Raw genomic sequence first — 23,346 nt, forward strand, 5'->3', positions numbered from 1 at the left:
GGTGATGGCCCCTGAGCATGTTTCCGGCCTCCGAGGGGCGGTGCCCCGGTGGCATCGTGAGGAGCGGCGGCTCCTGACCCGGCGGGGGAGGGCCGTCTCCCGGTGGTGGACGGTCGGCCCCGCACGGGATGTGTGCGGTCCGCACGTCGGCGGGAAGGGCCCCGGCACAAGGACGAAGCCCCGGCACCGCCGCCCCGGCGAGGGGCTGGACGGTACCGGGGCAGAAGGCCTCCGGGGCCGGCCCGTCACCTCGGCGGCAACAGGGGCCTACGTCTCCGGACGGCCTCGGCAGGCCCTATGCGCGGGTGCGCAGGTCGAACCGGTCCAGGTTCATGACGTGGGTCCAGGATGCCGCGAAGTCCTCGACGAACTTCACGGCCCCGTCCGTGCTGGCGTAGACCTCGGCGAGGGCCCGGAGTTCGGCGTGGGAGCCGAAGGCCAGGTCTGCCCGGCTCGCGGTCCAGCGAGCCGTGCCGGTGGCGGCGTCGCGTCCCTCGAAGACCGTGGGGTCGTGTGCGGCGGGACTCCACGAGGTGTCCTGGTCGAGGAGGTTGACGAAGTAGTCGTTGGTCAGCACGCCGGGGTTCGAGGTGAGCACGCCCAGGGAGGTGCCCTGGTAGGTCACGCCGAGGACCCGCAGCCCGCCGACCAGGGCGGTCATCTGCTGGGCGCTCAGATTGAGCAGGTCGGCCCGGTCGACGAGGCGGTTCTCGGCGGGGACGGTGTCCTTGCCCGCGTAGTTGCGGAACCAGTCGGCCGCGGGCTCCAGGTAGGAGAAGCCGTCGATGTCGGTGTGCTCCTGGCCGGCGTCCACCCGGCCCGGGGTGAAGGCCACCTCGACGTCGTGGCCGGCGTCGGCGGCGGCCTTCTCGACAGCGACGGTGCCGGCCAGGACGATGAGGTCGGCCATGGAGACGCCGTGGCCCGGGGGGCGGGAGGAGTTGAAGTCCGTGCGGATGTCCTCCAGCCGGTGCAGGAGGGCGGACAGCCGGTGCGGTTCGTTGACGGCCCAGCCGTTCTGGGGTTCGAGGCGGATACGGGCGCCGTTGGCGCCGCCGCGCTTGTCGCTTCCGCGGAAGGTGGACGCCGAGGACCAGGCGATCCACACGAGGTCGGTCACCGGGATCCCGGAGTCCAGGAGGCGGGACCTGAGCAGCTCGACGGCATCGTGGTCGAGGACGGCTTCGGTGGGCCGGGGCAGCGGGTCCTGCCAGATGTGCTCCTGCGCGGGGACGTCGGAGCCGAGGTAGCGGGTGATGGGGCCCATGTCGCGGTGGGTCAGTTTGTACCAGGCTTGGGCGAACGCCTCGGTGAACTCCTCGGGGTGTTCGAGGAACCGCCGGCAGATCCGTGCGTAGTCGGGGTCGACCCGCATCGCGATGTCGGTGGTGAGCATCGAAGGGGTACGCCGTGCGGACGGGTCGTGCGGGTCCGGGACGATGTCCTTGCCCTCGCCGTTCTTCGGCTTCCACTGGTGGGCCCCGCCCGGACTCTTCGTCCGCTCCCATGCGTAGCCGAGGAGGATCTCGAAGTAGCGGTTGTCCCAGGAGGTGGGGGTGTCGGTCCAGATGACCTCGAGGCCGCTGGTGACGGTGTCGTTGCCCTTGCCGGACCCGTACGTGCCTTTCCAGCCCAGGCCCTGCTCCTCGATCGGCGCGGCCTCCGGCTCGGGGCCGAGCGTGTCGGAAGGCGCGGCGCCGTGGGTCTTGCCGAAGGTGTGGCCGCCGGCGCACAGGGCGACGGTCTCCTCGTCGTTCATCGCCATCCGGGTGAAGGTCTCGCGGATGTCGGTCGCCGACGCCATGGGGTCGGGGTTGCCCTTGGGGCCTTCGGGGTTGACGTAGATCAGGCCCATCGTGTCGGCGGCGAGCGGTGTTTCGAGCTCGCCGTCGTCCTCGTGCCGTTCATCGGTGAGCCAGACCTTCTCGGGGCCCCAGTAGACGGCCTCGTCCGGGCCCCAGACCTCTTCGCGGCCGCCGCCGAATCCCAGGGGCGTGAAGCCCATCGACTCCAGTGCCACGTTGCCCGACAGCACCATGAGGTCCGCCCAGGACAGCGCGCGCCCGTACTTCTGCTTCACCGTCCACAGCAGGCGGCGGGCCTTGTCCAGGTTGACGTTGTCGGGCCAGGAGTTGACCGGGGCGAAGCGCTGGAGGCCGGCGCCGTTGCCGCCCCGGCCGTCGGTGACGCGGTAGGTCCCGGACAGGTGCCAGGCCATGCGGATGATGAACGGCCCGTAGTGGCCGAAGTCGGCGGGCCACCAGTCCCGGGAGGTGGTCAGCACCTGCAGGATGTCCCGCTTGACGGCCGGCAGGTCGAGCGCGTCGAACGCCGCGGCGTAGTCGAAGCCCTTGCCGTTGGGGTCGGCGCAGTCGGCGTGGCGGCGCAGGACCCCGAGGTCGAGCCTGTCCGGCCACCACTGCTGGATGCCGTCGCCCATGAGCGGGCCCGGCTGCCGCGCCCCCGTGACGGGGCAGCCGCCCGCCGTCGGTTCGGTGTTCGTGGGCAGCGCGTTCATCTCGGCTTGGTCGCGGCTGTCGGGCACGGGCATGCCTTTCGCGTGGGGCGGGAGCAGGACGGACCGCCGTACGAGCGTGCCCCGTCCTCACGGCGGGCGCGCCCGGTCGGGATCGTGTGGTCCGACCGGGGGCGGGCCGCTGGAGGGGCGGTTCGCGCCGCCGGCCGACGGAACGGCGGTCGCGCATGACCACGCAAACACGCCGGATGCCGGTCGACCACCGCAGGCCGCCCGGACTGGCCCGTCCGGGCGGTGCCGCCGCAGGACCGCCGCGGGAAGCATGCTGGTCGGCCGCCCCGCCCAGCCCCCGAGGGTTCACCGCGGACCCGCCCCAGCGGGGTGTCGGGCTCCGGGCGGTCCCGTGCCGGACCACGCCTCGCGTGCCCGGCCCGGAGGGGTACGCGAGGCGAGGTCCGGAGGTCAGGCGGCGAAGGACAGCAGGCTGTGTCGCCCCTGTCTCAGGGGAGCTTCCGCAGCCGCACGGCCTTGTCTCGAGCGTCCTGGCGTCGGGGCTGAACGCCAGGGGGGGGCAGAGCTCCGTGTGCCGCACCGTCCACCGCCGACTCCACTCCTCGTGTCCTGACCCTCCGTCATGACGGGCGAGGCGCCGGTGGAGCCGCCGCGCATCCGGGTGGTCGGCGTCCTCGCGCCGTGAAGGGCGGGAGTCCTTCCGGAAACGCTGTCCTCTGGGCAGGTCGATATCTGTGGCCGTGGCATCAGAATTCAACGCGCCGCGCCGGAAGTGTTTTTGCCGCAGCGGGGCGAACGGAATTATTCACCGTACGCGGATCATTTCGGCGTGCTACTGTCGATCCCAGTTGCAGTTGTGGTTCCCACACTTCAAGCTTCTGGCGGGACATGGTCCGGCCGGTGGAAGCTTCCTGATATTTCCGGTTTCCTTCCGGGCGGGGCATCATCACGGCGACGCGGCATCCGTGCATGGCGGATTCCGGCGTACCTGCCCCCCGAAGGAGATATGACATGGCGTCAGGCACTGTGAAGTGGTTCAACGCGGCCAAAGGTTTCGGTTTCATCGAGCAGGACGGTGGCGGCGCCGACGTGTTCGCCCACTTCTCGAACATAGCCGCCCAGGGCTTCCGCGAGCTGCTCGAAGGCCAGAAGGTCACGTTCGACATCGCTCCGGGCCAGAAGGGCCCGACGGCCGAGAACATCGTTCCCGCCTGACGCGTACTTCGGAGCTGGGGCCCGCATCCTTCGGGGTGCGGGCCCCAGCTCCGGGCATTCTTCCGGAGTGATGCCATCAGTGGCAGAACCTCCGCCCGGTGTCTTTTCGATACCCACTCCTTCCCGGTCCCGCCCGTCGATGGCGCTGGATTTCCCGCCCCTGCGGCGTCACTCATTCCATGGCCTGCATCCCGTTCCGGGAAAAGTCGCAGTTCCCATGTGATTTCTTATTTCGCTCGGCCCGTTCCTGTGATTCCCCGCGCTGTTTCTCCGCAGCGGGAATTCCTTGATACGTGCCGCATCAAGGAAGGTTCCGCATGAACCCCACACGTACGAGCAACCGCTCTTCCCGCACCGCCGGCCGTACCGCAGAATCCGGCCGGGGCGGCAGCCGCTTCAGCTCGACCGCCTCCGCCCGTTCCGCCGCTCCGGCCCGCTCCGGCGGTTCGGGCCGCGCGGCTGCCCGTGGGCGGCGGCCCGCCGCCGTCCAGGGCGAGTTCGCTCTGCCGGTCACGGTCACCCCCGCGCTGCCCGCCGTCGAGACGTTCGCCGGCCTCGACATGCCGGCGCCGCTGCTGGCGGCGCTGACCGCGCAGGGGGTGAGCGTTCCGTTCCCGATCCAGGGGGCGACGCTGCCCAACACCCTCGCGGGCCGCGACGCCCTGGGACGCGGGCGCACCGGCTCCGGCAAGACCCTCGCTTTCGGCCTGGCCCTGCTGGCCCGTACCGCCGGCCGGCGTGCGGAGCCCCGCCGGCCGCTGGCCCTGGTCCTCGTGCCGACGCGTGAGCTGGCCCAGCAGGTGACCGACGCCCTGGCTCCCTACGCCCGTTCGGTGAGGCTGCGCATGGCCACCGTCGTCGGCGGTATGTCGATCGGCAGGCAGGCCGGTGCGCTGCGTGGCGGTGCCGAGGTCGTCGTGGCGACGCCGGGCCGGCTCAAGGACCTCATCGAACGTGGTGACTGCCGGCTCGACCAGGTCACGATCACCGTTCTGGACGAGGCCGACCAGATGGCCGACATGGGCTTCATGCCCCAGGTCACCGAGCTTCTGGACCAGGTGCGGCCCGAGGGCCAGCGCATGCTGTTCTCCGCCACCCTGGACCGTAACGTCGACCGCCTGGTCCGCCGCTACCTCAGCGACCCGGTCGTCCACTCCGTCGACCCCTCCGCCGGTGCGGTCACGACGATGGAGCACCACGTCCTGCACGTCCACGGCACCGACAAGCACCGGACGACGACCGAGATCGCGGCGCGCGACGGCCGGGTGATCATGTTCCTGGACACCAAGCGCGCGGTGGACAAGCTCACCGACCACCTGCTGGCCAGCGGTGTGAGGGCCGCGGCCCTGCACGGGGGGAAGGCGCAGTCGCAGCGCACCCGGACCCTGTCCCAGTTCAGGAGCGGACACGTCACCGTGCTCGTGGCCACGAACGTCGCCGCACGCGGTATCCACGTCGACAACCTCGACCTCGTCGTCAACGTGGACCCGCCGACCGACCACAAGGATTACCTCCACCGCGGCGGCCGTACCGCGCGGGCAGGGGAGTCCGGCAGCGTCGTCACCCTGGTCACCCCCGGCCAGCGCCGGGACATGACCCGCCTCATGACCGCCGCCGGCATCGTGCCCCGGACCACGCGGGTCAGCTCCGGCGACGAGGCGCTCGGCCGCATCACCGGAGCCCGGACCCCTTCCGGTGTTCCGGTGACGATCACCGCGCCGGTGGTCGAACGGCGCAGGCGCGGTACGTCCGCCCGCGGCCGGCGCAGCCCCGCCTCCGCGGCCCGGCGCGTGACCGCGCACCAGTCCTCCTTCGACGCGGTCGCCTGAGAACTCCGCGATCCGGAAACATGCCCGCCGCCGCAGGAGGCACCCTGTGACGCCGATCCGGACGCGATCCCGAACGACGCCCGCCACCCCGGCCGAGGTCGGGCACCCGCTGCGCCCTCGATGCCCTGCCCGTGGTCGACGAACAAGGCGGTGCCGTGGGCTTCCTCGCCCTCGCCCGCCGAGCCGCCCCGCCCCGGCGGAACCACTCCCTCTCCGTTCCTCTCCCTGTGAGGCACCATGCGCTGTGTCATCGCCCGCTTCCCGTTCGAGCTGACCAGGAGCGGCGTCCTGGAGACGATGAAGGGCGTCAAACCCGAGCACGCCGCCGGCGGGTCCGTGATCATCGGCCGACGCACCTACCCCGTCAAACAGGTCGGACAGGTCATCACACGCCAGGACCGCCGCGACTTCAGCGCGGGAGAAGTCCTGCGGGCCATGGCCCAGCTCGGCTTCACCTGCCGGGACGTGGCCCCGGCCGCCGCGCCCCCTCGGGTCCTCACCCCGGTGCAGCGGGCTTCCGCGCTGCTCGGCACCCCTGTGGCCGCCTGAGCGACGGGCAGGCGTGAGGCGGCCGCAGTCGGACAGCGCCGACGGGCCGGGCCTTCCCGCTGTGCGAGCGGGAGGCCCCTGCCGTGCCGTACGCGCGGGAGGACCAGGGCGGCGCTGAGCAGCTGAGTGAGGCAAAAGACCTGATCAGGGCCTAGAACCTCAGCACTCGATGATGTTCACCGCGAGCCCGCCCCGCGCCGTCTCCTTGTACTTCACGCTCATGTCCGCCCCGGTCTCCTTCATGGTCTTGATGACCTTGTCGAGGGAGACCTTGTGGCTGCCGTCGCCGCGCAGCGCCATCCGCGCCGCCGTGACCGCCTTCACCGCCGCCATGCCGTTGCGCTCGATGCAGGGGATCTGGACGAGGCCGCCGACCGGGTCGCAGGTCAGGCCCAGGTTGTGCTCCATGCCGATCTCGGCGGCGTTCTCCACCTGCTCGGGGGAGCCGCCGAGGACCTCGGCCAGGGCGCCGGCCGCCATGGAGCAGGCGGAGCCGACCTCGCCCTGGCAGCCGACCTCAGCGCCGGAGATGGAGGCGTTCTCCTTGAAGAGCATGCCGATCGCGCCCGCCGCGAGGAGGAAGCGCACGACGCTGTCCTCCTTCTCCGCCTCGGTGCAGCCGCCCGCCGCGAAGTTCATGTAGTAGTGCAGCACGGCCGGGATGATGCCCGCCGCACCGTTGGTGGGGGCGGTGACGACGCGCCCGCCCGCCGCGTTCTCCTCGTTGACGGCCATCGCGTAGAGGGTGATCCACTCCATCGCGTGGGCCTGCGGGTCGCCCTCGGCACGCAGCTGGCGGGCCGAGTTCGCGGCGCGGCGGCGGACCTTCAGGCCGCCGGGGAGGATGCCCTCGCGGGACATGCCGCGCGAGACGCACGCCTGCATGACGCGCCAGATGTCCAGCAGCCCGGAGCGGATCTCCGCCTCGGTGCGCCAGGCCAGCTCGTTCTCCAGCATCATCGAGGAGATGGACAGGCCGGTCTCCCGCGAGAGCCGCAGCAGCTCGTCGCCGGTACGGAACGGGTGCTTGAGGACCGTGTCGTCCGGGACGATCGGGTTCTCGCCGGCCACCGCGTCCTCGTCGACGACGAAGCCGCCGCCGACCGAGTAGTACGTCTTCTCCAGGAGCGGCGCGCCCTCGGCGTCGTGCGCGAGGATCGTCATGCCGTTGGCGTGGTACGGGAGCGCCTTGCGGCGGTGCAGGACCAGGTCGTCGTCGAAGGCGAACGGGATCTCGTGCATGCCCAGCAGATTGATCCGGCCGGTGGCGCGGATCTCCTCCACCCGGCCGTCGGCGGACTCCACGTCCACGGTCTGGGGCGATTCGCCCTCCAGCCCGAGCAGGACCGCCTTGGGCGTGCCGTGCCCGTGGCCGGTCGCGCCGAGGGAACCGTACAGCTCGGCCCGTATCGAGGCGGTGTGCGCGAGCAGCCCCTCGTTCTTCAGGCGGCGCGCGAACATCCTGGCGGCGCGCATCGGCCCCACCGTGTGGGAGCTGGACGGGCCGATGCCGATCGAGAACAGGTCGAAGACCGAGATGGCCACGGGGGAACTCCTTGGGGGGTGGGAAGACGCCGTTGTCTGCCGGGGTGGTGCGGGGACAATCGGGGGCAAGTGGGGTGACGGAGGACAAGGGTCGGGGCACCGCGCTCACTCGTCCAGTGTGCGCGGTGCCCCGTCGAGATGCGCGGAACCGCAGGCCAGGTGCTACTTCAGGCCGGGGTACAGCGGGAACTTCTCGGCCAGCGCGACCACGCGGGCCTTGAGGTCGTCCGCGTCGTACGACGGCTTGAGGGCGGCGGCGATGATCTCCGCCACCTCCGTGAACTCCTCGGCGCCGAAGCCGCGGGTGGCCAGCGCCGGGGTGCCGATCCGCAGGCCCGAGGTGATCATCGGGGGACGCGGGTCGTTCGGGATGGCGTTCCGGTTGACCGTGATGCCCAGCTCGTGGAGCCGGTCCTCGGCCTGCTGGCCGTCCAGCTCGGAGTTGCGCAGGTCGACCAGGACCAGGTGGACGTCGGTGCCGCCGGAGAGGACGGAGACGCCGACCTCGGTGACGTCCGGCTGGACCAGGCGCTCGGCCAGGATGCGCGCGCCGTCCAGGGTGCGCTGCTGGCGCTCCTTGAACTCCTCGCCCGCCGCGACCTTGAACGAGACCGCCTTGGCCGCGATCACGTGCTCCAGCGGACCGCCCTGCTGTCCCGGGAAGACCGCGGAGTTGATCTTCTTGGCCAGCTCCTGGGTGGAGAGGATCACTCCGCCGCGCGGACCGCCGAGGGTCTTGTGCGTGGTGGTGGTGACGACGTGGGCGTGCGGCACCGGGTTGGGGTGCAGCCCGGCCGCGACCAGACCCGCGAAGTGCGCCATGTCGACCATCAGGTACGCGCCGACCTCGTCCGCGATGCGGCGGAAGGCGGCGAAGTCCAGCTGGCGCGGGTAGGCGGACCAGCCGGCCACGATCAGCTTCGGCTGGGACTCCTTGGCGAGGCGCTCGACCTCCTCCATGTCCACGACACCGGTCTCGTCGACGTGGTAGGGGACCACGTTGTAGAGCTTGCCGGAGAAGTTGATCTTCATGCCGTGGGTCAGGTGACCACCGTGGGCCAGGTTCAGGCCCATGATCGTGTCGCCCGGCTTCAGCAGCGCGAACATCGCGGCGGCGTTCGCCTGCGCGCCGGAGTGCGGCTGCACGTTCGCGGCCTCGGCGCCGAACAGCGCCTTGATCCGGTCGATCGCGATCTGCTCGACGACGTCGACGTGCTCACAACCACCGTAGTAGCGGCGGCCCGGGTAGCCCTCGGCGTACTTGTTGGTGAGGACGGAGCCCTGTGCCTCCATGACGGCGACCGGAGCGAAGTTCTCCGAGGCGATCATTTCGAGGGTGGACTGCTGACGGTGGAGCTCGGCGTCGACGGCGGCGGCGACGTCCGGGTCCAGCTCGTGGAGGGAGGAGTTCAGAAGCGACATCAGGGGGTCCCTTGGGTCTCAGTTGCCGGAGAACGCGGTGTACTCGTCGGCGGAGAGCAGATCGGCCGGCTCCTCCGCGACGCGCACCTTGAACAGCCAGCCGCCCTCGAAGGGAGCGGAGTTCACCAGCGAGGGGTCGTCCACGACGTCCTGGTTGGCCGCCGTCACCTCGCCGGTCACCGGCGAGTACAGGTCGCTGACGGACTTGGTCGACTCCAGCTCCCCGCAGGTCTCGCCCGCGGTCACCGTGTCACCGACCTCCGGGAGCTGGGCGTAGACGACGTCACCGAGGGCGTTGGCCGCGTACTCCGTGATGCCGATGGTGGCCACGCCGTCCTCGACGGCCGACAGCCACTCGTGCTCCTTGCTGTACCGCAGCTGCTGGGGGTTGCTCATGACCTGAATTCTCCTGTACGCGGGGGAGTGCTGATGAACGGTGGTCTTACGGGGTGAGACGGAGGTACGTCACTTCCGTGACGGGCTCGGGCGGCCGAGAACGCGCCCGCCCCTCCGGGATATCACTTCTGGCGCTTGTAGAACGGCAGCGCGACGACCTCGTACGGCTCGTGCGTGCCGCGGATGTCCACGCCCACGCCCCCGGTGCCGGGGGCGGCGAAGGCGGCGTCCACATAGGCCATGGCGATCGGCTTGCCCAGGGTCGGGGACGGGGCGCCGGAGGTGACCTCGCCGATCACCTTGCCGTCGGCGACCACGGAGAAACCGGCGCGCGGGACCCGGCGGCCCTCGGCGACCAGGCCGACGAGCTTGCGCGGCGGGGCGGTCTCGGCGCGCTCGGCGGCGGCCTTCAGCGCCTCGCGGCCGACGAAATCGCCCTCCTTCTCGAACTTCACGACCCGGCCCAGGCCCGCGTCGAACGGGGTGAGCGCCGTCGTCAGCTCGTGCCCGTACAGCGGCATGCCCGCCTCCAGGCGCAGCGTGTCCCGGCAGGAGAGGCCGCAGGGGATCAGCCCGTGCGGGGCGCCGGCCTCGGTCAGCGCCCGCCACAGCTGCTCGGCGTGCTCGGGGGCGACGAACAGCTCGAAGCCGTCCTCGCCGGTGTAGCCGGTACGGGCGATGAGGGCCGGGACCCCGGCGACCGTGCCCGGCAGACCCGCGTAGTACTTCAGCCCGTCCAGGTCGGCGTCGGTGACGGCCTTCATGATGGCGGGCGACTCGGGGCCCTGCACCGCGAGCAGCGCGTACGCGTCCCGGTCGTCGCGCACCTCGGCGTCGAAGCCCTCGGCGCGGGCGGTCAGCGCGTCCAGCACGATCTGCGCGTTGCCCGCGTTGGCGACCACCATGTACTCGGCTTCGCCCAGGCGGTAGACGATCAAATCGTCCACGATCCCGCCGTCCTCCTGGACGATCATCGTGTAGCGGGCCCGGCCGCTGCCGATGGTGGCGATGTTGCCCACCAGCGCGTAGCTCAGGAAGGCGGCGGCCTCCGGCCCGGAGACGGTGATCTCGCCCATGTGCGACAGGTCGAAGAGACCGGCGCGGGTGCGGACGGCGTTGTGCTCGTCGCGCTCGCTCGCGTACCGCAGCGGCATGTCCCAGCCCGCGAAGTCGGTCATGGTGGCGCCCAGCGAGCGGTGCAGCGCGTCGAGGGCGGTGAGACGGGGGGCGGTGCTCATGGGCATGGCTCCAGGGCATGACGACGTCAGGACGGAAATCCTCCCCATCTGTCATCGGAACCTGAGAGGTTCGCCGACAGCCCCTGACGGGGTGTGCCCCGGAGGGCGCCCTTGTTCAGGGGGCTCGGCTTGCACCTTGGGTGGAGCCGCCTGAGCGGCCCGCTTTTCAGATCTGCCTCATCCGCGCGGTACGGGGCCTGAGAGATTCAAGGGAGGATCTTGCTCCTTCGGCGCCCGGCCCACGGTGGGGCCGGAACTCTCCCGCGCGGATTCGAACGGCCGGTATGCAGTTGGCGCGGCCATCATCGCACGCATTCCGGCGGAGCGGGAGGCCGGTCCTCGACGCCTGCCCGGACGGCGAGGACGGTTGTGCCGCCTTGCCAGTTCTTTACACTTCAGGAACAGGTGTGGGCGGCCCGACGGCAGGGGGATGGGCGATGACGTTACAGCGGTCGGCACCGACAGCGGGGGTCGCGCACGGCGCGCTGCCCGCACAGTCCGGCGCACCCGTACGGGAGCTTCCGCCGGACGGCGCGCCGGTGGTACGGGATCTGCGCGGGCGCGCGGGCCTGGTCCCCTACACCCTCGATTTCCCGCCTGGCGACATCGTGGTGGTCTCCGGCCTGCCCGGCAGCGGGAAGTCCACCCTCATCCGCCAGGCCGCGCAGGGCCGCGCCGTCGACTCGCAGAACACCCGCGACAGCTGGGCCGACGCCCTGCCCGCGGCGCTGCCCTACGCCCTCTACCGCCCCCTGGTCCGCGCCGCGCACTACCTCGGCCTCCGCCGTGCCCTGCGCGCCGGTGAATCGGTCGTCGTGCACGACTGCGGGACCCAGACCTGGGTACGCCGCTGGCTCGCCCGGCACGCCGCGCGCCGGGGCCGCACCCTCCACCTCGTCCTGCTCGACGTGACGCCCGACGTCGCGCGGCAGGGGCAGCGCGAGCGCGGGCGCGGCGTCTCCGGCTACGCCTTCGCCCGCCACCGGCACGCGGTGGCCCGGCTGCTCCGCGACACCGAGCAGGGGCTGCTGCCCGCCGGCTGCGCCTCCGCCGTGCTGCTGGACCGCCCGGCGGCGGGGGCGCTCGCCCGGATCGCCTTCACGGAGGCCGGGGCTTCCGCCGCCCGCTGAGGTTAAGGTGCTGGCCGGAGCAGGGCCACCGTGCGCGGCGGCCCCGGCGGTGGAGAGAGGCGCAGAGGCAGTGGACATTCCGGCACCCGCACCGGCACACCCCCAGCAGGGGTGGCCCGCCAACGAGCTCGAAGAGGTGCTCAGCGCCTCGCTCGGCGTCCCGGACGCGGGCGGCCGCCTCGTCGAGGTGCTCGGCCGCAGTTCCGTCTGGGTACCGCTGCCGAACGGCGGCAGCCCCGCCGGCGCCGACCTCGACCTGCCGATGATGGAGATCGACGGCGCGGCGTTCGTCCCCGTCTTCAGCTCCGAGGCGCAGTTCCTCAGCTGCGTCGGAAGCCATATGTCCTTCGCCGTCGCGCCCGCCCGCGACTTCGCCCGCGGCCTGCCCCCGCAGGTCGGCATCGCCGTCAACCCCGGCGGCGCCGTCGGCATACCGCTTCCGCCGCCCGCCGTCGCCGAACTGTGCCGGACCGGCCGTACCGCGCTGGACGGGCCGGCCTCCGGCGGCCGCGTGCGGCTGTTCGAGCCGGACTGGCAGCAGGACCCGGTCGACTTCCTCTCCGCCGTGTCCGAGGAGTTCGAGGCCACCGGGGTGGTCAGCACCGCCCGCCGGACGCTGGCCAGCATCGAGGGCGGCGACCCGGTCCTCTTCGTCGGCGTCGAGTTCGCCGGCTGGGACGGGGCGGGCCAGAGCGTCCCCATGGACGCCATCGGCCGGGCGCTCGGCCGGGTCCAGGTCCCCTGGCCGGTCAACCTGGTCCTGCTCGACGTGGCCCAGGACCTGGTGGGTGACTGGATGCGGGAGAAAGTACGCCCGTTCTACCGGCGCGCGGGCCACTGAACCACCGGCGCGCGGGCGGCTGAACCGCGGACCCGCGCCACGGCACCGGCCGGCGGGCCGCCTCGGTCGGCCTGACCTCGCCGGACCGCGACGTCAAGCCGGTGCCCCCGTCGGCGCATAAGCTGGTTGGATGGCGAAGCCGCTCCCGTGGGCCCGGAGCGGCGTGAAACCGATGGAACGACGAGGGGCGGAACCCAGAGTGAGCGCGTCGGGCACTGCGGCGGCAGGGCAGGTCGAGCACATGCTGCGCCAGGTGACCCCCGGCCGGTACGACAGTTACGAGGCGCTGCTCGCCGCCCTCGCCGACGGCCGGGTCTGGATGCTGCTCTGGCACGGCACGGCGGGGTCGCCGGACGCCCAGTACGGCAACATGGAGGTCGAGGGCCTGGGGTACGCCCCCTGTGTCACCTCCGCCCAGGAGCTCTCCGCCAGTGGCTGGAGCCGGGCCCACGAGCTGGTCACCGGACGCGACATCGCCCGCGCCCTGTTCCCCGACCGCTGGGGCATCTGGCTGAACCCCCACGCCCCCGGCGGCGGCGTCGGCATCCCCTGGCTCGATCTGCGGCGGATCGCCACCGGCCTGGACCGGCTGCCCGCCGGGCCGCTCCGGATCTCCGACCCCGCGATCGAACTCCCGCAGTTCTACGCCCTGCTCACCCAGAACGCCCACCGCACCCCCGCCATCCGCTCCCTGCGCCGGGCCTGGGTGCACCCCGCGGTCGGCGTCCCGTACCTCGCGATCGGCCTCGACCTCTACGACACCGGCCGCGCCTCCGTGGAAGCGGTGCGCGCGATGATGAGCCAGTCGGTCGCGGCGGTCCCCGAGGGGCTGCCGGTCTCCACCGTCGCGCTGTCCGACGAGTACGACCCGGTCGGCATGTGGCTGCGCGCCAACGCCCGCCCGTTCTACGACCGTGAGGCCCACGGCCCGGCCGTCGCGCCCCCCGCCCCCGGCTACGGCTACCCGCCGCAGGCCCGCTGAGCCCGGAGGCCCCGCGCCGCCGGACCCCGCGCGGCGGGGCGCTGCGCCGCGTCGGCCGCCCTCGCTGAGCTGCGACGGGCGACAGATCCGGCCATCGGGCGACGAACGCCCGCTGATGTCCGGCTTGTTAACTTCCCTCGGGAGGATGTCCCGGAACTGGACGGTTTGTTAACTGTCCGGGTCTCGACTAGGTATCACCGCTATCCGGACTGTTCTCTTGCGATGTACCCCGTCTGTAGTGTGCGGCCATCAAACCTCACCACATGGCGAACCAGGGGTGGACCCATGCGCATATTCAAGTCCCGGGCCGTCCGGGCGATCACGACAGCGGTCGCTGTCGGTCTGGTCGCCACGGGCTGTTCCAGCGAGCGGGACGAGGGCGGCTCCAAGGGGGGCGACAAGGACACCTTCGTCTTCGCCGGAGCCGGTGACCCCGGTTCCCTCGACCCGGCCCTCGCCAGCGACGGCGAGACGTTCCGCGTCACCCGTCAGGCCTTCGAGGCGCTCCTGGAGCACGAGCCCGGCGGCAGCAAGCTCGTCGGCGGTCTCGCCGAGAAGTGGTCGAGCGACGAGGCCGGCAAGGTCTGGACGTTCAACCTGCGCCAGAACGTCAAGTTCCACGACGGCGAGGCGTTCAACGCCGCCGCGGTCTGCGCGAACTACGACCACTGGTTCAACTGGAAGGGCACGTACCAGTCCAGCGCGGTCTCCTACTACTGGCAGTCCATCATGGGCGGGTTCGCGAAGAACGAGGACGCCGAGGCGCCCAAGGCGAACTACAAGTCCTGCACCGCCAAGGACGAGAACACCGCCGTCATCGAGGTGAACGAGCCGTCGGCGAACCTGCCGGGCGGATTCTCCCTCCAGGCGCTGGCGATCCACTCGCCGAAGGCCATCAAGGAGTACGAGAAGCAGGACGCGAGCGCCAAGGGCGACGCGATCACGTACCCCAAGTACAGCCAGGAGGCCGGCACGGTCGCCGGTACCGGCCCGTACAAGATCACGAAGTGGAACAAGGGGAACAAGGAAGTCTCCCTCACCCGCTTCGACGACTACTGGGGCGCCAAGGCCAAGGTGAAGAACCTGGTCTTCCGCACCATCTCCACCGAGGAGACCCGCCGCCAGGCGCTCCAGGCGGGTGACATCGACGGCTACGACCTGGTCGCGCCGGCCGATGTGACGACGCTGGAGAAGCAGGGTTACGAGGTTCCGACCCGTGACGTCTTCAACATCTTCTACATCGGCATGAGCCAGTCGTCGAACCCGGCGCTGAAGAAGCCCGAGGTCCGTCAGGCGATCACGCACGCCATCGACCGCGAGAACCTCGTCAACACCCAGCTGCCCGAGGGCGGCAAGGTCGCGACCCAGTTCATGCCCGACACGGTCGCCGGCTTCTCGGACAAGGTGAAGACGTACCCGTTCGACACCGCCAAGGCGAAGAGCCTCCTCAAGCAGGCCGGCGAGGAGAAGCTGAGCATCGACTTCTGCTACCCGACCGAGGTCACCCGCCCGTACATGCCCGCTCCGCAGGACATGTTCGAGCTGATGAAGGCCGACCTGGAGAAGGCCGGCATCACCGTCAAGCCGAAGGCCATGAAGTGGGCCCCGGACTACCTGGACGCCACCGAGGCGGGCTCCTGCGCCCTGCACATGCTCGGCTGGACCGGTGACTTCAACGACGGCTACAACTTCATCGGCACCTGGTTCGCCGGACCGGACAAGCAGTGGGGCTTCAAGGACCAGAAGGTCTTCGACGCCGTGAACGCCGCTTCCGAGGTCACCGACCCGGCCGCCCGCACCGAGGCCTACAAGAAGGCCAACGAGGCGATCATGGAGTACGTCCCGGGCGTGCCGATCTCGTCGTCGCCCCCGGCCATCGCGTTCGCCAAGAACGTCAACCCGCCGAAGGTCTCCCCGCTGACGCAGGAGAACTTCGCCGAGGTCTCCTTCAAGTAATCGCACACCAGCGGGTCCGCCCGGCCACAGCAACCAGGTGGCCGGGCGGACCCGCATCGACGCACGTGAGAAAGGGGCATGCGGGGTGCTGCGACTCGTCGTCAGAAGACTTCTCCAGCTCATTCCCACCCTGCTCGGCCTGTCGGTCCTGCTGTTCCTCTGGCTGAACCGACTGCCCGGCGGACCCGCCACAGCGATCCTGGGCGAGCGGGCCACCGAAGCCGAAGTGGCGAGAATCAACCGTGCACTCGGGCTCGACGAGCCGGTGCACGTCCAGTACTGGCGCTTCCTCAAGCGCATCTTCGAGCTCGATCTCGGAACCTCCACCCAGACCGGGCAGCCGGTGTGGGACGAATTCACCCGCGCCTTCCCCGCCACCGTGGAGCTGAGCCTCGCGGCGATCCTGATCGCCGTCGTCGTGGGCATCCCGATGGGCTACCTCGCGGCCAAGCACCGCGGCGGCTGGCTGGACGTCGCCTCGGTCTCCGGATCGCTGCTCGGCATCTGCATCCCGGTCTTCTTCCTGGCCGTGCTGCTGCGCGGGATCTTCTCCGTCCAGCTGCAGTGGTTCCCGAGCCAGGGACGGCTCGACTCCGACATCAACGCCACCGACGTCACCGGATTCGCCGTCCTGGACGGCCTGTTGACCGGCGAGTTCGACGCGAGCTGGAACGCGATCATGCACCTGATCCTGCCCGCCGTCGCGCTGGCCTCGATCCCGCTCGCCGTCATCGTCCGGATGACCCGCGCCAGCGTCCTGGAGGTGCTCGGCGAGGACTACATCCGTACCGCCGAGTCCAAGGGCCTCGACAAGAGGACCGTGCGCGGACGCCACGTACTGCGCAACGCCCTGCTGCCCGTGATCACCGCGGTCGGCCTGCTGACCGGCAGCCTGCTCTCCGGTGCGGTGCTCACCGAGTCCGTCTTCGACTTCGGCGGCATCGGCTCCTTCATCCGTACCGCGATCGACGGCCGGGACTACCCGGTCCTCGTCGGGTTCATCCTCTTCATCGCGATGGTGTACGTGCTGATCAACCTGCTGGTCGACCTCGCGTACAGCATCATCGACCCCAGAGTGCGGGTGCACTGACGTGACGATCCTGACCAACAAAGCAGACAAGATCGACCGTCTCGCCGAGCTGACGCAGAGCTCCGAGGCCGTCACCGGCAACAGCCTGTGGCGCGAGGCGTTCCGCCGGATGCGCTCCAGCAAGATGGCGATCATCGGCGCGGTCATCATCGGCGCGTTCGTCCTCGTCGCCATCGTCGGGCCCATGCTCGCCCCGCACGGCCCCACCGCCCAGAACTGGCGCAGCGAGGTCTTTCCCAACCAGGGCAAGTTCGTCGGCATGCGCGGCGAGAACTGGTTCGGCCTGGACCACCTGGGCCGCGACATGTTCTCCCGCTGGCTCGTCGGGGCCCGGCAGACGCTGCTCGTCGGCGTCGTCTCCATGCTCATCGGCCTGATCGTCGGCGCCCTGGTCGGCGTGCTCTCCGGAGCCGCCGCCACCCTCGGCGGCAAGGCCGGACAGCGCGTCGACACCGTGATCATGCGCTGCACCGACATCATGCTGTCGCTGCCCTCGCTGCTGCTCGCCGTCTCCATCGCCGCCGTGCTCGGCCAGTCGCTGACCACCGTGATGATCGCCGTGGGTGTCGTCCAGATCCCCATCTTCGCCCGCCTGCTGCGCGGTTCGATGCTGGTGCAGGGCGGCGCCGATTACGTGCTCGCCGCGAAGGCGGTCGGCATCCGGCGCAAGCGGATCGTGCTCACGCAGATCCTGCCGAACTCGCTGAGCCCCGTGATCGTCCAGGCCACGCTGAGCCTGGCGACCGCGATCATCGAGGCCGCGGCCCTGTCGTACCTGGGCCTCGGCAACCCCGACCCGGCCGTTCCCGAGTGGGGCGTGATGCTCTCCCAGGCGCAGCGCTTCTTCGACAACGAGCCGATGATGGCCGCCTATCCGGCCATCGGGATCATCATCACCGCCCTCGGCTTCACCCTGCTCGGCGAGGCCATGCGCGAAGCCCTCGACCCGAAGTTGCGAGGCTGAAGTCCCATGTCACTGCTCTCCGTTGAGGAACTCAGCGTCACCTTCACCGCCCGCGGCCGCAAGGACGCCACGGCCGTGGACGGCGTCTCCTTCACCGTCGACCAGGGTCAGGTCGTGGGCCTGGTCGGCGAGTCGGGCTGCGGTAAGTCCGTCACCTCGCTCGCCCTGATGGGGCTGCTGCCCCGCAAAGGCGTGCGGATCGGCGGCCGCGCCGAGTTCGACGGCCGGGACCTGCTGACGCTGAACGAGCGCAAGCTGCGCGACCTGCGCGGCAGCCAGCTCGCGATGATCTTCCAGGACCCGCTCTCCTCGCTGAACCCGGTCGTCCCGATCGGCGTCCAGGTCACCGAGATCCTCCAGCGCCACCGCGGGCTGAAGGGCGAGAAGGCCCGCAAGGAAGCGGCCTCGCTGCTCGACCGGGTCGGCATCCCCGACCCGGCGCGGCGGCTCAAGGAGTACCCGCACCAGCTCTCCGGCGGTATGCGCCAGCGCGCGCTGATCGCCATGGCGGTCGCCTGCGCGCCCCGGCTGCTGATCGCCGACGAGCCGACGACGGCCCTGGACGTGACCATCCAGGCGCAGATCCTGGAGCTCCTGAAGGAGCTGGTCGACCAGCAGGGCACCGCCCTGCTGATGATCACGCACGACCTCGGGGTCGTCGCCGGCCTCTGCGACGAGGTCAACGTCCTGTACGCCGGACGGGCGGTGGAGTCGGCGGGCCGCCGCGAGCTGTTCGCGCACCCCACCCACCCGTACGCGCACGGGCTGCTCGGCTCCATCCCGCGCCTGGACGCACCGCGCGGCGAGCCGCTCAACCCGATCCGCGGGTCCATCAACGACAAGATCGCCTGGGCCGACGGCTGCGCGTTCGCACCCCGGTGCGACCACTACACGATGGAGTGCCTGACCGGCACCCCCGAACTGACCGAACCACGCACGGCCGGCCACCAGGTGCGCTGCGTCAACCCGGTCCTGCCCAAGGCGGAGGTCCCGGCATGAGCCTTCTCGAACTGGACGACGTCAAAGTCCACTTCCCGGTCAAGAAGGGCCTCTTCTTCGACCGTACGGTGGGCCACGTCTACGCGGTCGACGGCGTCTCGCTGACCATCGAGGCCGGCCAGACGTACGGCCTGGTCGGCGAGTCGGGCTGCGGCAAGACGACGCTCGGCCGGGCGGTCCTGCGGCTGAACGACATCACCGACGGCGGGGTCGTCTTCGACGGCACCGACCTGGCGAAGCTGCCCTCCGAGGAGATGCGCGCCTTCCGCCGCCGCCTCCAGATGGTCTTCCAGGACCCGCTGGGCAGCCTCAACCCCCGGCAGAACATCGAGTCGATCCTGTCCGAGGGCATGGCCGCCCACGGCATCGGCAAGGACCGGGCGGAGCGCCGGGAGAAGATCAAGGACATCCTCGCCAAGGTCGGTCTGCCGTCCAACGCGATGTCCCGCTACCCGCACGAGTTCTCCGGCGGCCAGCGCCAGCGCATCGGGATCGCCCGCGCGCTGGTCCTGGAGCCGGACGTGATCATCTGCGACGAGCCGGTCTCGGCGCTGGACGTCTCGGTCCAGGCGCAGGTGATCAACCTGCTGGAGGAGCTCCAGGAGTCCCTCGGCCTGACCTACCTGGTCATCGCGCACGACCTCGCGGTGGTCCGGCACATCTCGGACGTCATCGGCGTGATGTACCTCGGCGGGCTCGTCGAGGAGGCCCCGAGCGACGCGCTGTACGCGGGGCCCCGGCACCCGTACACCAAGGCGCTGATGTCGGCGGTCCCGGTGCCCGACCCCGAGGTCGAGGACCGCCGCGAGCGCATCCTGCTCCACGGCGACCTGCCCTCCCCGGCGAACCCGCCGGCCGGCTGCCGCTTCCACACCCGCTGCCCGTGGGTGCAGGAGACCAAGTGCGCCACGGAGCGCCCGCCGCTGCTGGACACCGGCGACGGGCACAAGGTGGCCTGCCACTTCACGGCCGGGATCGAGGCCGGGACGGTGAAGCAGACCCTGGCCACCGGCATCGAGGCGGTCACCGCCACGGCGGCGGTGGCGGCCGAGGCGGTGGAGACCTCCGAGGGCGAAACGCCCGAGACCGCGGGCGGCGCCCCGGAGCAGGAGCAGGAGCCCGCGACCGTCCCGGCACCGGCCGGCGCGGACGCCTCCGAGCAGGCGGCGGACGCCCCGGACGAGGAGTCCGCAGGCACGGAGCCGGAGTCCGCGACCGTGCCGGCGCAGCCCGACGCGGACGCCTCCGAGAAGGCGGAGGAGAGCCCCAAGGCCTAGGGAGCGCCCGGGCCCGGCACAATTGGCCGGTGCTCACCGAACTGTTCACGCCCTCCGTCCAGCATGCGCTCGACCTCGTCGGGATCTTCGTCTTCGCGATCTCGGGCGCCCTGCTCGCCGTCCGCAAGAACTTCGATGTCTTCGGCATCGCGGTCCTCGCGGAGGTGACAGCGCTGGGCGGAGGGCTGTTCCGTGACGTGATGATCGGCGCGATCCCGCCCGCCGCCTTCACCGACCTCGGCTACTTCATCACCCCGCTGTTCGCCGCCGGACTGGTCTTCTTCCTCCACCCGCACGTGGAGCGCATCCAGGCCGGCGTCAACGTCTTCGACGCGGCGGGGCTCGGGCTGTTCTGCGTGACCGGCACCGTCAAGGCGTACGAGTACGGCCTCGGGCTCACGGCGTCGGCGGCGCTGGGGCTGGCCACGGCGGTCGGCGGCGGTGTGCTGCGCGACGTGCTGGCCAACGAGGTGCCCTCGCTGCTGCGCTGGGACCGCGACCTGTACGCGGTGCCCGCGATCGTCGGCGCGACCATGGTGGTCCTGTGCATCCGCTTCGACACCCTCAACGCCCTGACCAGCGGCCTCGCGGTGATCGCCGCGTTCGTCCTGCGGCTGCTGGCGCTGCGCTTCCACTGGCGGGCGCCGCGCGCCTACAACCGGTCGTCGGCGCGGGCCGACGAGCTCCTGGGCGGGTAATGCGGCCCACAAAAGCTACCGCTCAGTAGGGTGGTCGATGTACCGTGCGTGCCATGGCACAGGCAGCGACTGAGGCAGTGACCGGAGCGGCGCGGACCGCACGGGCGACCATCGGCGACAGCGAGTTCGACCGGGACACCGCGGTCACCCTGCGGGAAGAGGGCGTCTACGACGCCGAACTCTCCGCGGGCTGGACCATCATCCACGCCGTCAACGGCGGCTACCTGCTGGCCCTGCTCGGCCGCGCCCTGGGCGAGGCCCTGCCGCACCCCGACCCGTTCTCGGTCTCGGCGCACTACCTCACCGCCTCCGTGCCCGGCCCCGCCGTGATCCGCACCGAGGTCGTCCGCACCGGCCGTACGCTCTCCACCGGACAGGCGTCCCTCCTCCAGTACGACGGGGACGGCAACGAGGTCGAGCGCATCCGGGTCCTGGCCACCTACGGCGACCTGGACGCGCTCCCCGACGACGTCCGCACGACCGCCCTGCCGCCCGCCATGCCCGACCGGGACCACTGCCTCGGCCCGAGCGACGGCGACGCCCCGATCCCCGGCAGCTCCGCCATCACCGAGCGCCTCGACATCAAGCTCGACCCGGCGACCGTGGGCTGGGCGATCGGCGCGCCCTCCGGCAAGGGCGAGATGCGCGGCTGGTTCGGCCTGGCCGACGGCCGTGACCCGGACGCGCTGTCGCTGCTGCTCACCGTGGACGCCCTGCCGCCGACCTCGTTCGAGCTGGGCCTCACCGGCTGGACCCCCACCGTCGAACTGACCACCCACATCCGCTGCCGCCCCGCGCCGGGCCCGCTGCGCGTCTCGATCACCACCCGCAACCTCGCGGGCGGCTTCCTGGAGGAGGACGCCGAGGTCTGGGACAGCGCCGACCGCCTGGTGGCCCAGTCCCGCCAGCTCGCCAAGGCCCCGCGCACGGCGTAGCCGGGGGAGGGCCCCGGGCCGCGGTGGACACGGGCGGTACGGAGCCCGTCATCATGGACCGGTGAAAGCCGACCGGCTGCTCGCCGTCCTCCTGCTGCTCCAGACGCGGGGCACGGTCCCCGCCGCCGAGCTGGGCGAGCGCCTCGACGTCTCCGTACGCACCGTCTACCGGGACGTCGAGGCGCTCTCCGCCGCCGGGGTACCCGTCTACGCCGAACGCGGGCGGTACGGCGGTATCGCCCTGCTCCCCGGCTACCGCACCGACGTCACCGGCCTCACCGCCGACGAGGCGCGCGCCCTGTTCGTGTTCACCGCCGACGACGCGCACGCCGCCCTCGGCCTGGACGCCGCGCTCCGCTCCGCCCTGCGCAAGGTCATGGCCGCCCTGCCCGCCCCGCACCGCCCGGCCGCCGAGCGGACCAGCCGCCGCGTCCTCGTGGACCCGGCCCGCTGGATGAGCGGCCCCCGGACCGCCGTGGACATCGCCGAACTCCAGGACGCCGTCCTCGCCGACGTGCGACTGCGCCTGCGCTACCGGCACAGCGGCGAGGACGCCCCGCGCGACTACACCGTCGATCCGTACGGCCTCGTCGTGAAGGCCGGCGTCTGGTACCTGGTCGCGGACCTCGACGGCGGCCCCCGCCTCTTCCGCGCCGACCGCGTGCACACCGCCGAACCCACCGGGGACCCCGTACGGCGGCGCGCGGGCGCGGAGTTGGCGGACGTGTGGGAGACGCTGCGCGCCGAGGTGGAGCGCCGCCCGTCGGCGGTGCGGCTGCGGGTCCGGGTGCACCGGCCCCGGCTGGAGCTGTTCCGGCGGCTGAACGCGGGTGCGCTGACCGGGGAGCCCCGACCGGACGAGCCCCGGCCGGGGGAGGAGCCGGGACAGTGGCTGCTGGCGGAGCTGGCCGTATCGGAGGTCGGCTGGGCGCGCTCCCTGCTGGCGTTCGGGCCGACCGTGGAGGTCCTCGACCCGCCCGAGGCCCGCGCCCTGCCGGCCGAGGCCGCCGCCGGGGTGGTCGCCCTGTACGCGGACGGCGGCCGGCCGGGACCGTAGTGCCTCCTGCCGCGGTGGCGGGGGAGGGGCCGGGCGCCGCCTCAGCCCTCGTCCAGCCAGTGCGCCCGGCCGATGGTGACCAGACGCAGCCTCCGCCGGGCCACCCGCACGACCTCCGCCTCGCCCTCCGGCCCGGCCTCCAGCAGGGCCGACGTGGTGATCACCATGTGGTCCACGTAGAGGCCGCCGAGCATCAGCAGGTCCTCCTCGGTCCATCCGGCGGACCCCGGCTCCTGGCCGAGCGCGCACGCCACCTCCCGTGCGAACCGCAGCAGTTGGGCGGCGATGGCCTCCCGCACCGGACGCACCCCGCCGTGCTGCTCACGGGAGATGAACCGGAAGTGGGCGGGCTGCGCGCCGACATGACGCGCTATCACCGCCACGCTGCGGTCCAGCCGCTCCTCGCTGTCGCCCGTCTCCGCGAGCACCGCGCCGATCAGCCCGTGCAGGCTGCCCAGCGCCTCTTCGACCAGGGCGACGCCGAGCGCGGCGACATCCTCGAAGTGCCGGTAGAAGGCGGTCGGGGTGAGGCCGGCGGCGCGGGTGACCTCCCGCAGGCCCAGGCTGCTCAGGCTCTGGTGCTCCAGCAGGACGAGGGCGGCATCCAGGAGGGCCCGGCGCGTCCTCAGCTTCTGGGTCTGCCGGATCCCGGCGGTGTGACTCATGCCATTCAGTAAACAGCTGTTCTCCGAGTCGAGGAAGAGGCGAGAGGTTTAGGCTGGGGAGTCAGTGAAC

20 protein-coding genes and 1 riboswitch are annotated in these 23,346 nt (G+C 71.5%); of the genes, 14 read left to right on the plus strand and 6 right to left on the minus strand.

Annotation, left to right across the window (positions count from 1 at the left end; all coding sequences use genetic code 11):
* Positions 1-295: 295 nt before the first annotated feature.
* Positions 296-2,518 carry a catalase/peroxidase HPI gene (katG, locus tag QFZ71_RS22470; RefSeq protein ID WP_307671550.1) on the minus strand — a complete coding sequence of 741 codons (2,223 nt, stop codon included), beginning with the start codon at positions 2,516-2,518 and terminating at the stop codon, positions 296-298.
* A 981-nt stretch (positions 2,519-3,499) separates the two neighbouring features.
* Here katG and QFZ71_RS22475 point away from each other — a divergent pair.
* The 3 genes from QFZ71_RS22475 (at position 3,500) to QFZ71_RS22485 (ending at position 6,081) form a co-directional block, all read left to right on the plus strand.
* Positions 3,500-3,703: a cold-shock protein gene (locus QFZ71_RS22475; protein WP_076967088.1), complete on the plus strand. Its 204-nt coding sequence runs from the start codon at positions 3,500-3,502 to the stop codon at positions 3,701-3,703.
* A gap of 317 nt (positions 3,704-4,020) precedes the next feature.
* Complete coding sequence (locus QFZ71_RS22480; RefSeq protein WP_307669970.1) at positions 4,021-5,532, plus strand: DEAD/DEAH box helicase; 1,512 nt, start codon at positions 4,021-4,023, stop codon at positions 5,530-5,532.
* A gap of 237 nt (positions 5,533-5,769) precedes the next feature.
* On the plus strand, positions 5,770-6,081 hold the full coding sequence (locus QFZ71_RS22485; RefSeq protein WP_307669971.1) for an SCO5918 family protein: 312 nt from the start codon (positions 5,770-5,772) through the stop codon (positions 6,079-6,081).
* 159 nt (positions 6,082-6,240) lie between these two features.
* Here QFZ71_RS22485 and QFZ71_RS22490 read toward each other — a convergent pair whose 3' ends face one another.
* From QFZ71_RS22490 to gcvT, 4 genes are all read right to left on the minus strand, one after another.
* Positions 6,241-7,626 carry an L-serine ammonia-lyase gene (locus QFZ71_RS22490; protein ID WP_307669972.1) on the minus strand — a complete coding sequence of 462 codons (1,386 nt, stop codon included), beginning with the start codon at positions 7,624-7,626 and terminating at the stop codon, positions 6,241-6,243.
* 162 nt (positions 7,627-7,788) lie between these two features.
* Positions 7,789-9,048 carry a serine hydroxymethyltransferase gene (gene glyA, locus QFZ71_RS22495; protein WP_307669973.1) on the minus strand — a complete coding sequence of 420 codons (1,260 nt, stop codon included), beginning with the start codon at positions 9,046-9,048 and terminating at the stop codon, positions 7,789-7,791.
* 18 nt (positions 9,049-9,066) lie between these two features.
* Positions 9,067-9,444, minus strand: coding sequence for a glycine cleavage system protein GcvH (gcvH, locus tag QFZ71_RS22500; RefSeq protein WP_006127740.1), 378 nt, complete (start codon positions 9,442-9,444; stop codon positions 9,067-9,069).
* 122 nt (positions 9,445-9,566) lie between these two features.
* Positions 9,567-10,682, minus strand: a complete 1,116-nt coding sequence (gene gcvT / locus QFZ71_RS22505) for a glycine cleavage system aminomethyltransferase GcvT (protein WP_307669974.1) — start codon at positions 10,680-10,682, stop codon at positions 9,567-9,569.
* Between the two features lie 176 nt (positions 10,683-10,858).
* A riboswitch (glycine riboswitch) is annotated at positions 10,859-10,956 on the minus strand.
* A 163-nt stretch (positions 10,957-11,119) separates the two neighbouring features.
* Here gcvT and QFZ71_RS22510 point away from each other — a divergent pair.
* The 11 genes from QFZ71_RS22510 to QFZ71_RS22560 all read left to right on the plus strand — a co-directional run bounded on the left by QFZ71_RS22510 (position 11,120) and on the right by QFZ71_RS22560 (position 22,611).
* Positions 11,120-11,812 (plus strand): AAA family ATPase, encoded by a 693-nt coding sequence (locus QFZ71_RS22510; RefSeq protein ID WP_307669975.1) that lies wholly within the window; start codon positions 11,120-11,122, stop codon positions 11,810-11,812.
* 70 nt (positions 11,813-11,882) lie between these two features.
* Entirely contained in the window at positions 11,883-12,653 is a 771-nt protein-coding gene (locus QFZ71_RS22515) for an enhanced serine sensitivity protein SseB (RefSeq protein WP_307669976.1), read from the plus strand.
* Positions 12,654-12,852: 199 nt separating this feature from the next.
* Positions 12,853-13,635, plus strand: coding sequence for an enhanced serine sensitivity protein SseB C-terminal domain-containing protein (locus QFZ71_RS22520; RefSeq protein ID WP_373465205.1), 783 nt, complete (start codon positions 12,853-12,855; stop codon positions 13,633-13,635).
* Between the two features lie 285 nt (positions 13,636-13,920).
* On the plus strand, positions 13,921-15,591 hold the full coding sequence (locus QFZ71_RS22525; protein ID WP_307669977.1) for an ABC transporter substrate-binding protein: 1,671 nt from the start codon (positions 13,921-13,923) through the stop codon (positions 15,589-15,591).
* Between the two features lie 85 nt (positions 15,592-15,676).
* Positions 15,677-16,681 (plus strand): ABC transporter permease, encoded by a 1,005-nt coding sequence (locus QFZ71_RS22530; protein WP_307669978.1) that lies wholly within the window; start codon positions 15,677-15,679, stop codon positions 16,679-16,681.
* A 1-nt stretch (position 16,682) separates the two neighbouring features.
* Positions 16,683-17,645, plus strand: a complete 963-nt coding sequence (locus QFZ71_RS22535; protein ID WP_307669979.1) for an ABC transporter permease — start codon at positions 16,683-16,685, stop codon at positions 17,643-17,645.
* A gap of 6 nt (positions 17,646-17,651) precedes the next feature.
* Positions 17,652-18,644: an ABC transporter ATP-binding protein gene (locus tag QFZ71_RS22540; protein ID WP_307669980.1), complete on the plus strand. Its 993-nt coding sequence runs from the start codon at positions 17,652-17,654 to the stop codon at positions 18,642-18,644.
* Positions 18,641-19,921, plus strand: coding sequence for an ABC transporter ATP-binding protein (locus tag QFZ71_RS22545; protein WP_307669981.1), 1,281 nt, complete (start codon positions 18,641-18,643; stop codon positions 19,919-19,921). The genes QFZ71_RS22540 and QFZ71_RS22545 overlap by 4 nt, the downstream gene beginning before the upstream one ends.
* Before the next feature lie 29 nt (positions 19,922-19,950).
* Positions 19,951-20,619, plus strand: a complete 669-nt coding sequence (locus QFZ71_RS22550; RefSeq protein ID WP_307669982.1) for a trimeric intracellular cation channel family protein — start codon at positions 19,951-19,953, stop codon at positions 20,617-20,619.
* Between the two features lie 53 nt (positions 20,620-20,672).
* Entirely contained in the window at positions 20,673-21,554 is an 882-nt protein-coding gene (locus QFZ71_RS22555; RefSeq protein WP_307669983.1) for a thioesterase family protein, read from the plus strand.
* Positions 21,555-21,615: 61 nt separating this feature from the next.
* Entirely contained in the window at positions 21,616-22,611 is a 996-nt protein-coding gene (locus QFZ71_RS22560) for a YafY family protein (RefSeq protein ID WP_307669984.1), read from the plus strand.
* A 41-nt stretch (positions 22,612-22,652) separates the two neighbouring features.
* On the opposite strand, the gene QFZ71_RS22565 is transcribed toward QFZ71_RS22560, so the two are convergent.
* On the minus strand, positions 22,653-23,276 hold the full coding sequence (locus tag QFZ71_RS22565; protein ID WP_307669985.1) for a TetR family transcriptional regulator: 624 nt from the start codon (positions 23,274-23,276) through the stop codon (positions 22,653-22,655).
* Between the last annotated feature and the right edge of the window lie 70 nt (positions 23,277-23,346).

Source organism: Streptomyces sp. V2I9, from assembly GCF_030817475.1.
In the GTDB taxonomy this organism is placed as follows: domain Bacteria; phylum Actinomycetota; class Actinomycetes; order Streptomycetales; family Streptomycetaceae; genus Streptomyces.

What these genes read in the sequence shown, in the direction of transcription:
- katG (WP_307671550.1), bottom strand. Translation starts at nt 2,518, where the DNA reads ATGAACGCGCTGCCCACGAACACCGAACCGACGGCGGGCGGCTGCCCC.
- QFZ71_RS22475 (WP_076967088.1), top strand. Translation starts at nt 3,500, where the DNA reads ATGGCGTCAGGCACTGTGAAGTGGTTCAACGCGGCCAAAGGTTTCGGT.
- QFZ71_RS22480 (WP_307669970.1), top strand. Translation starts at nt 4,021, where the DNA reads ATGAACCCCACACGTACGAGCAACCGCTCTTCCCGCACCGCCGGCCGT.
- QFZ71_RS22485 (WP_307669971.1), top strand. Translation starts at nt 5,770, where the DNA reads ATGCGCTGTGTCATCGCCCGCTTCCCGTTCGAGCTGACCAGGAGCGGC.
- glyA (WP_307669973.1), bottom strand. Translation starts at nt 9,048, where the DNA reads ATGTCGCTTCTGAACTCCTCCCTCCACGAGCTGGACCCGGACGTCGCC.
- gcvH (WP_006127740.1), bottom strand. Translation starts at nt 9,444, where the DNA reads ATGAGCAACCCCCAGCAGCTGCGGTACAGCAAGGAGCACGAGTGGCTG.
- gcvT (WP_307669974.1), bottom strand. Translation starts at nt 10,682, where the DNA reads ATGAGCACCGCCCCCCGTCTCACCGCCCTCGACGCGCTGCACCGCTCG.
- QFZ71_RS22510 (WP_307669975.1), top strand. Translation starts at nt 11,120, where the DNA reads ATGACGTTACAGCGGTCGGCACCGACAGCGGGGGTCGCGCACGGCGCG.
- QFZ71_RS22525 (WP_307669977.1), top strand. Translation starts at nt 13,921, where the DNA reads ATGCGCATATTCAAGTCCCGGGCCGTCCGGGCGATCACGACAGCGGTC.
- QFZ71_RS22540 (WP_307669980.1), top strand. Translation starts at nt 17,652, where the DNA reads ATGTCACTGCTCTCCGTTGAGGAACTCAGCGTCACCTTCACCGCCCGC.
- QFZ71_RS22545 (WP_307669981.1), top strand. Translation starts at nt 18,641, where the DNA reads ATGAGCCTTCTCGAACTGGACGACGTCAAAGTCCACTTCCCGGTCAAG.
- QFZ71_RS22555 (WP_307669983.1), top strand. Translation starts at nt 20,673, where the DNA reads ATGGCACAGGCAGCGACTGAGGCAGTGACCGGAGCGGCGCGGACCGCA.
- QFZ71_RS22565 (WP_307669985.1), bottom strand. Translation starts at nt 23,276, where the DNA reads ATGAGTCACACCGCCGGGATCCGGCAGACCCAGAAGCTGAGGACGCGC.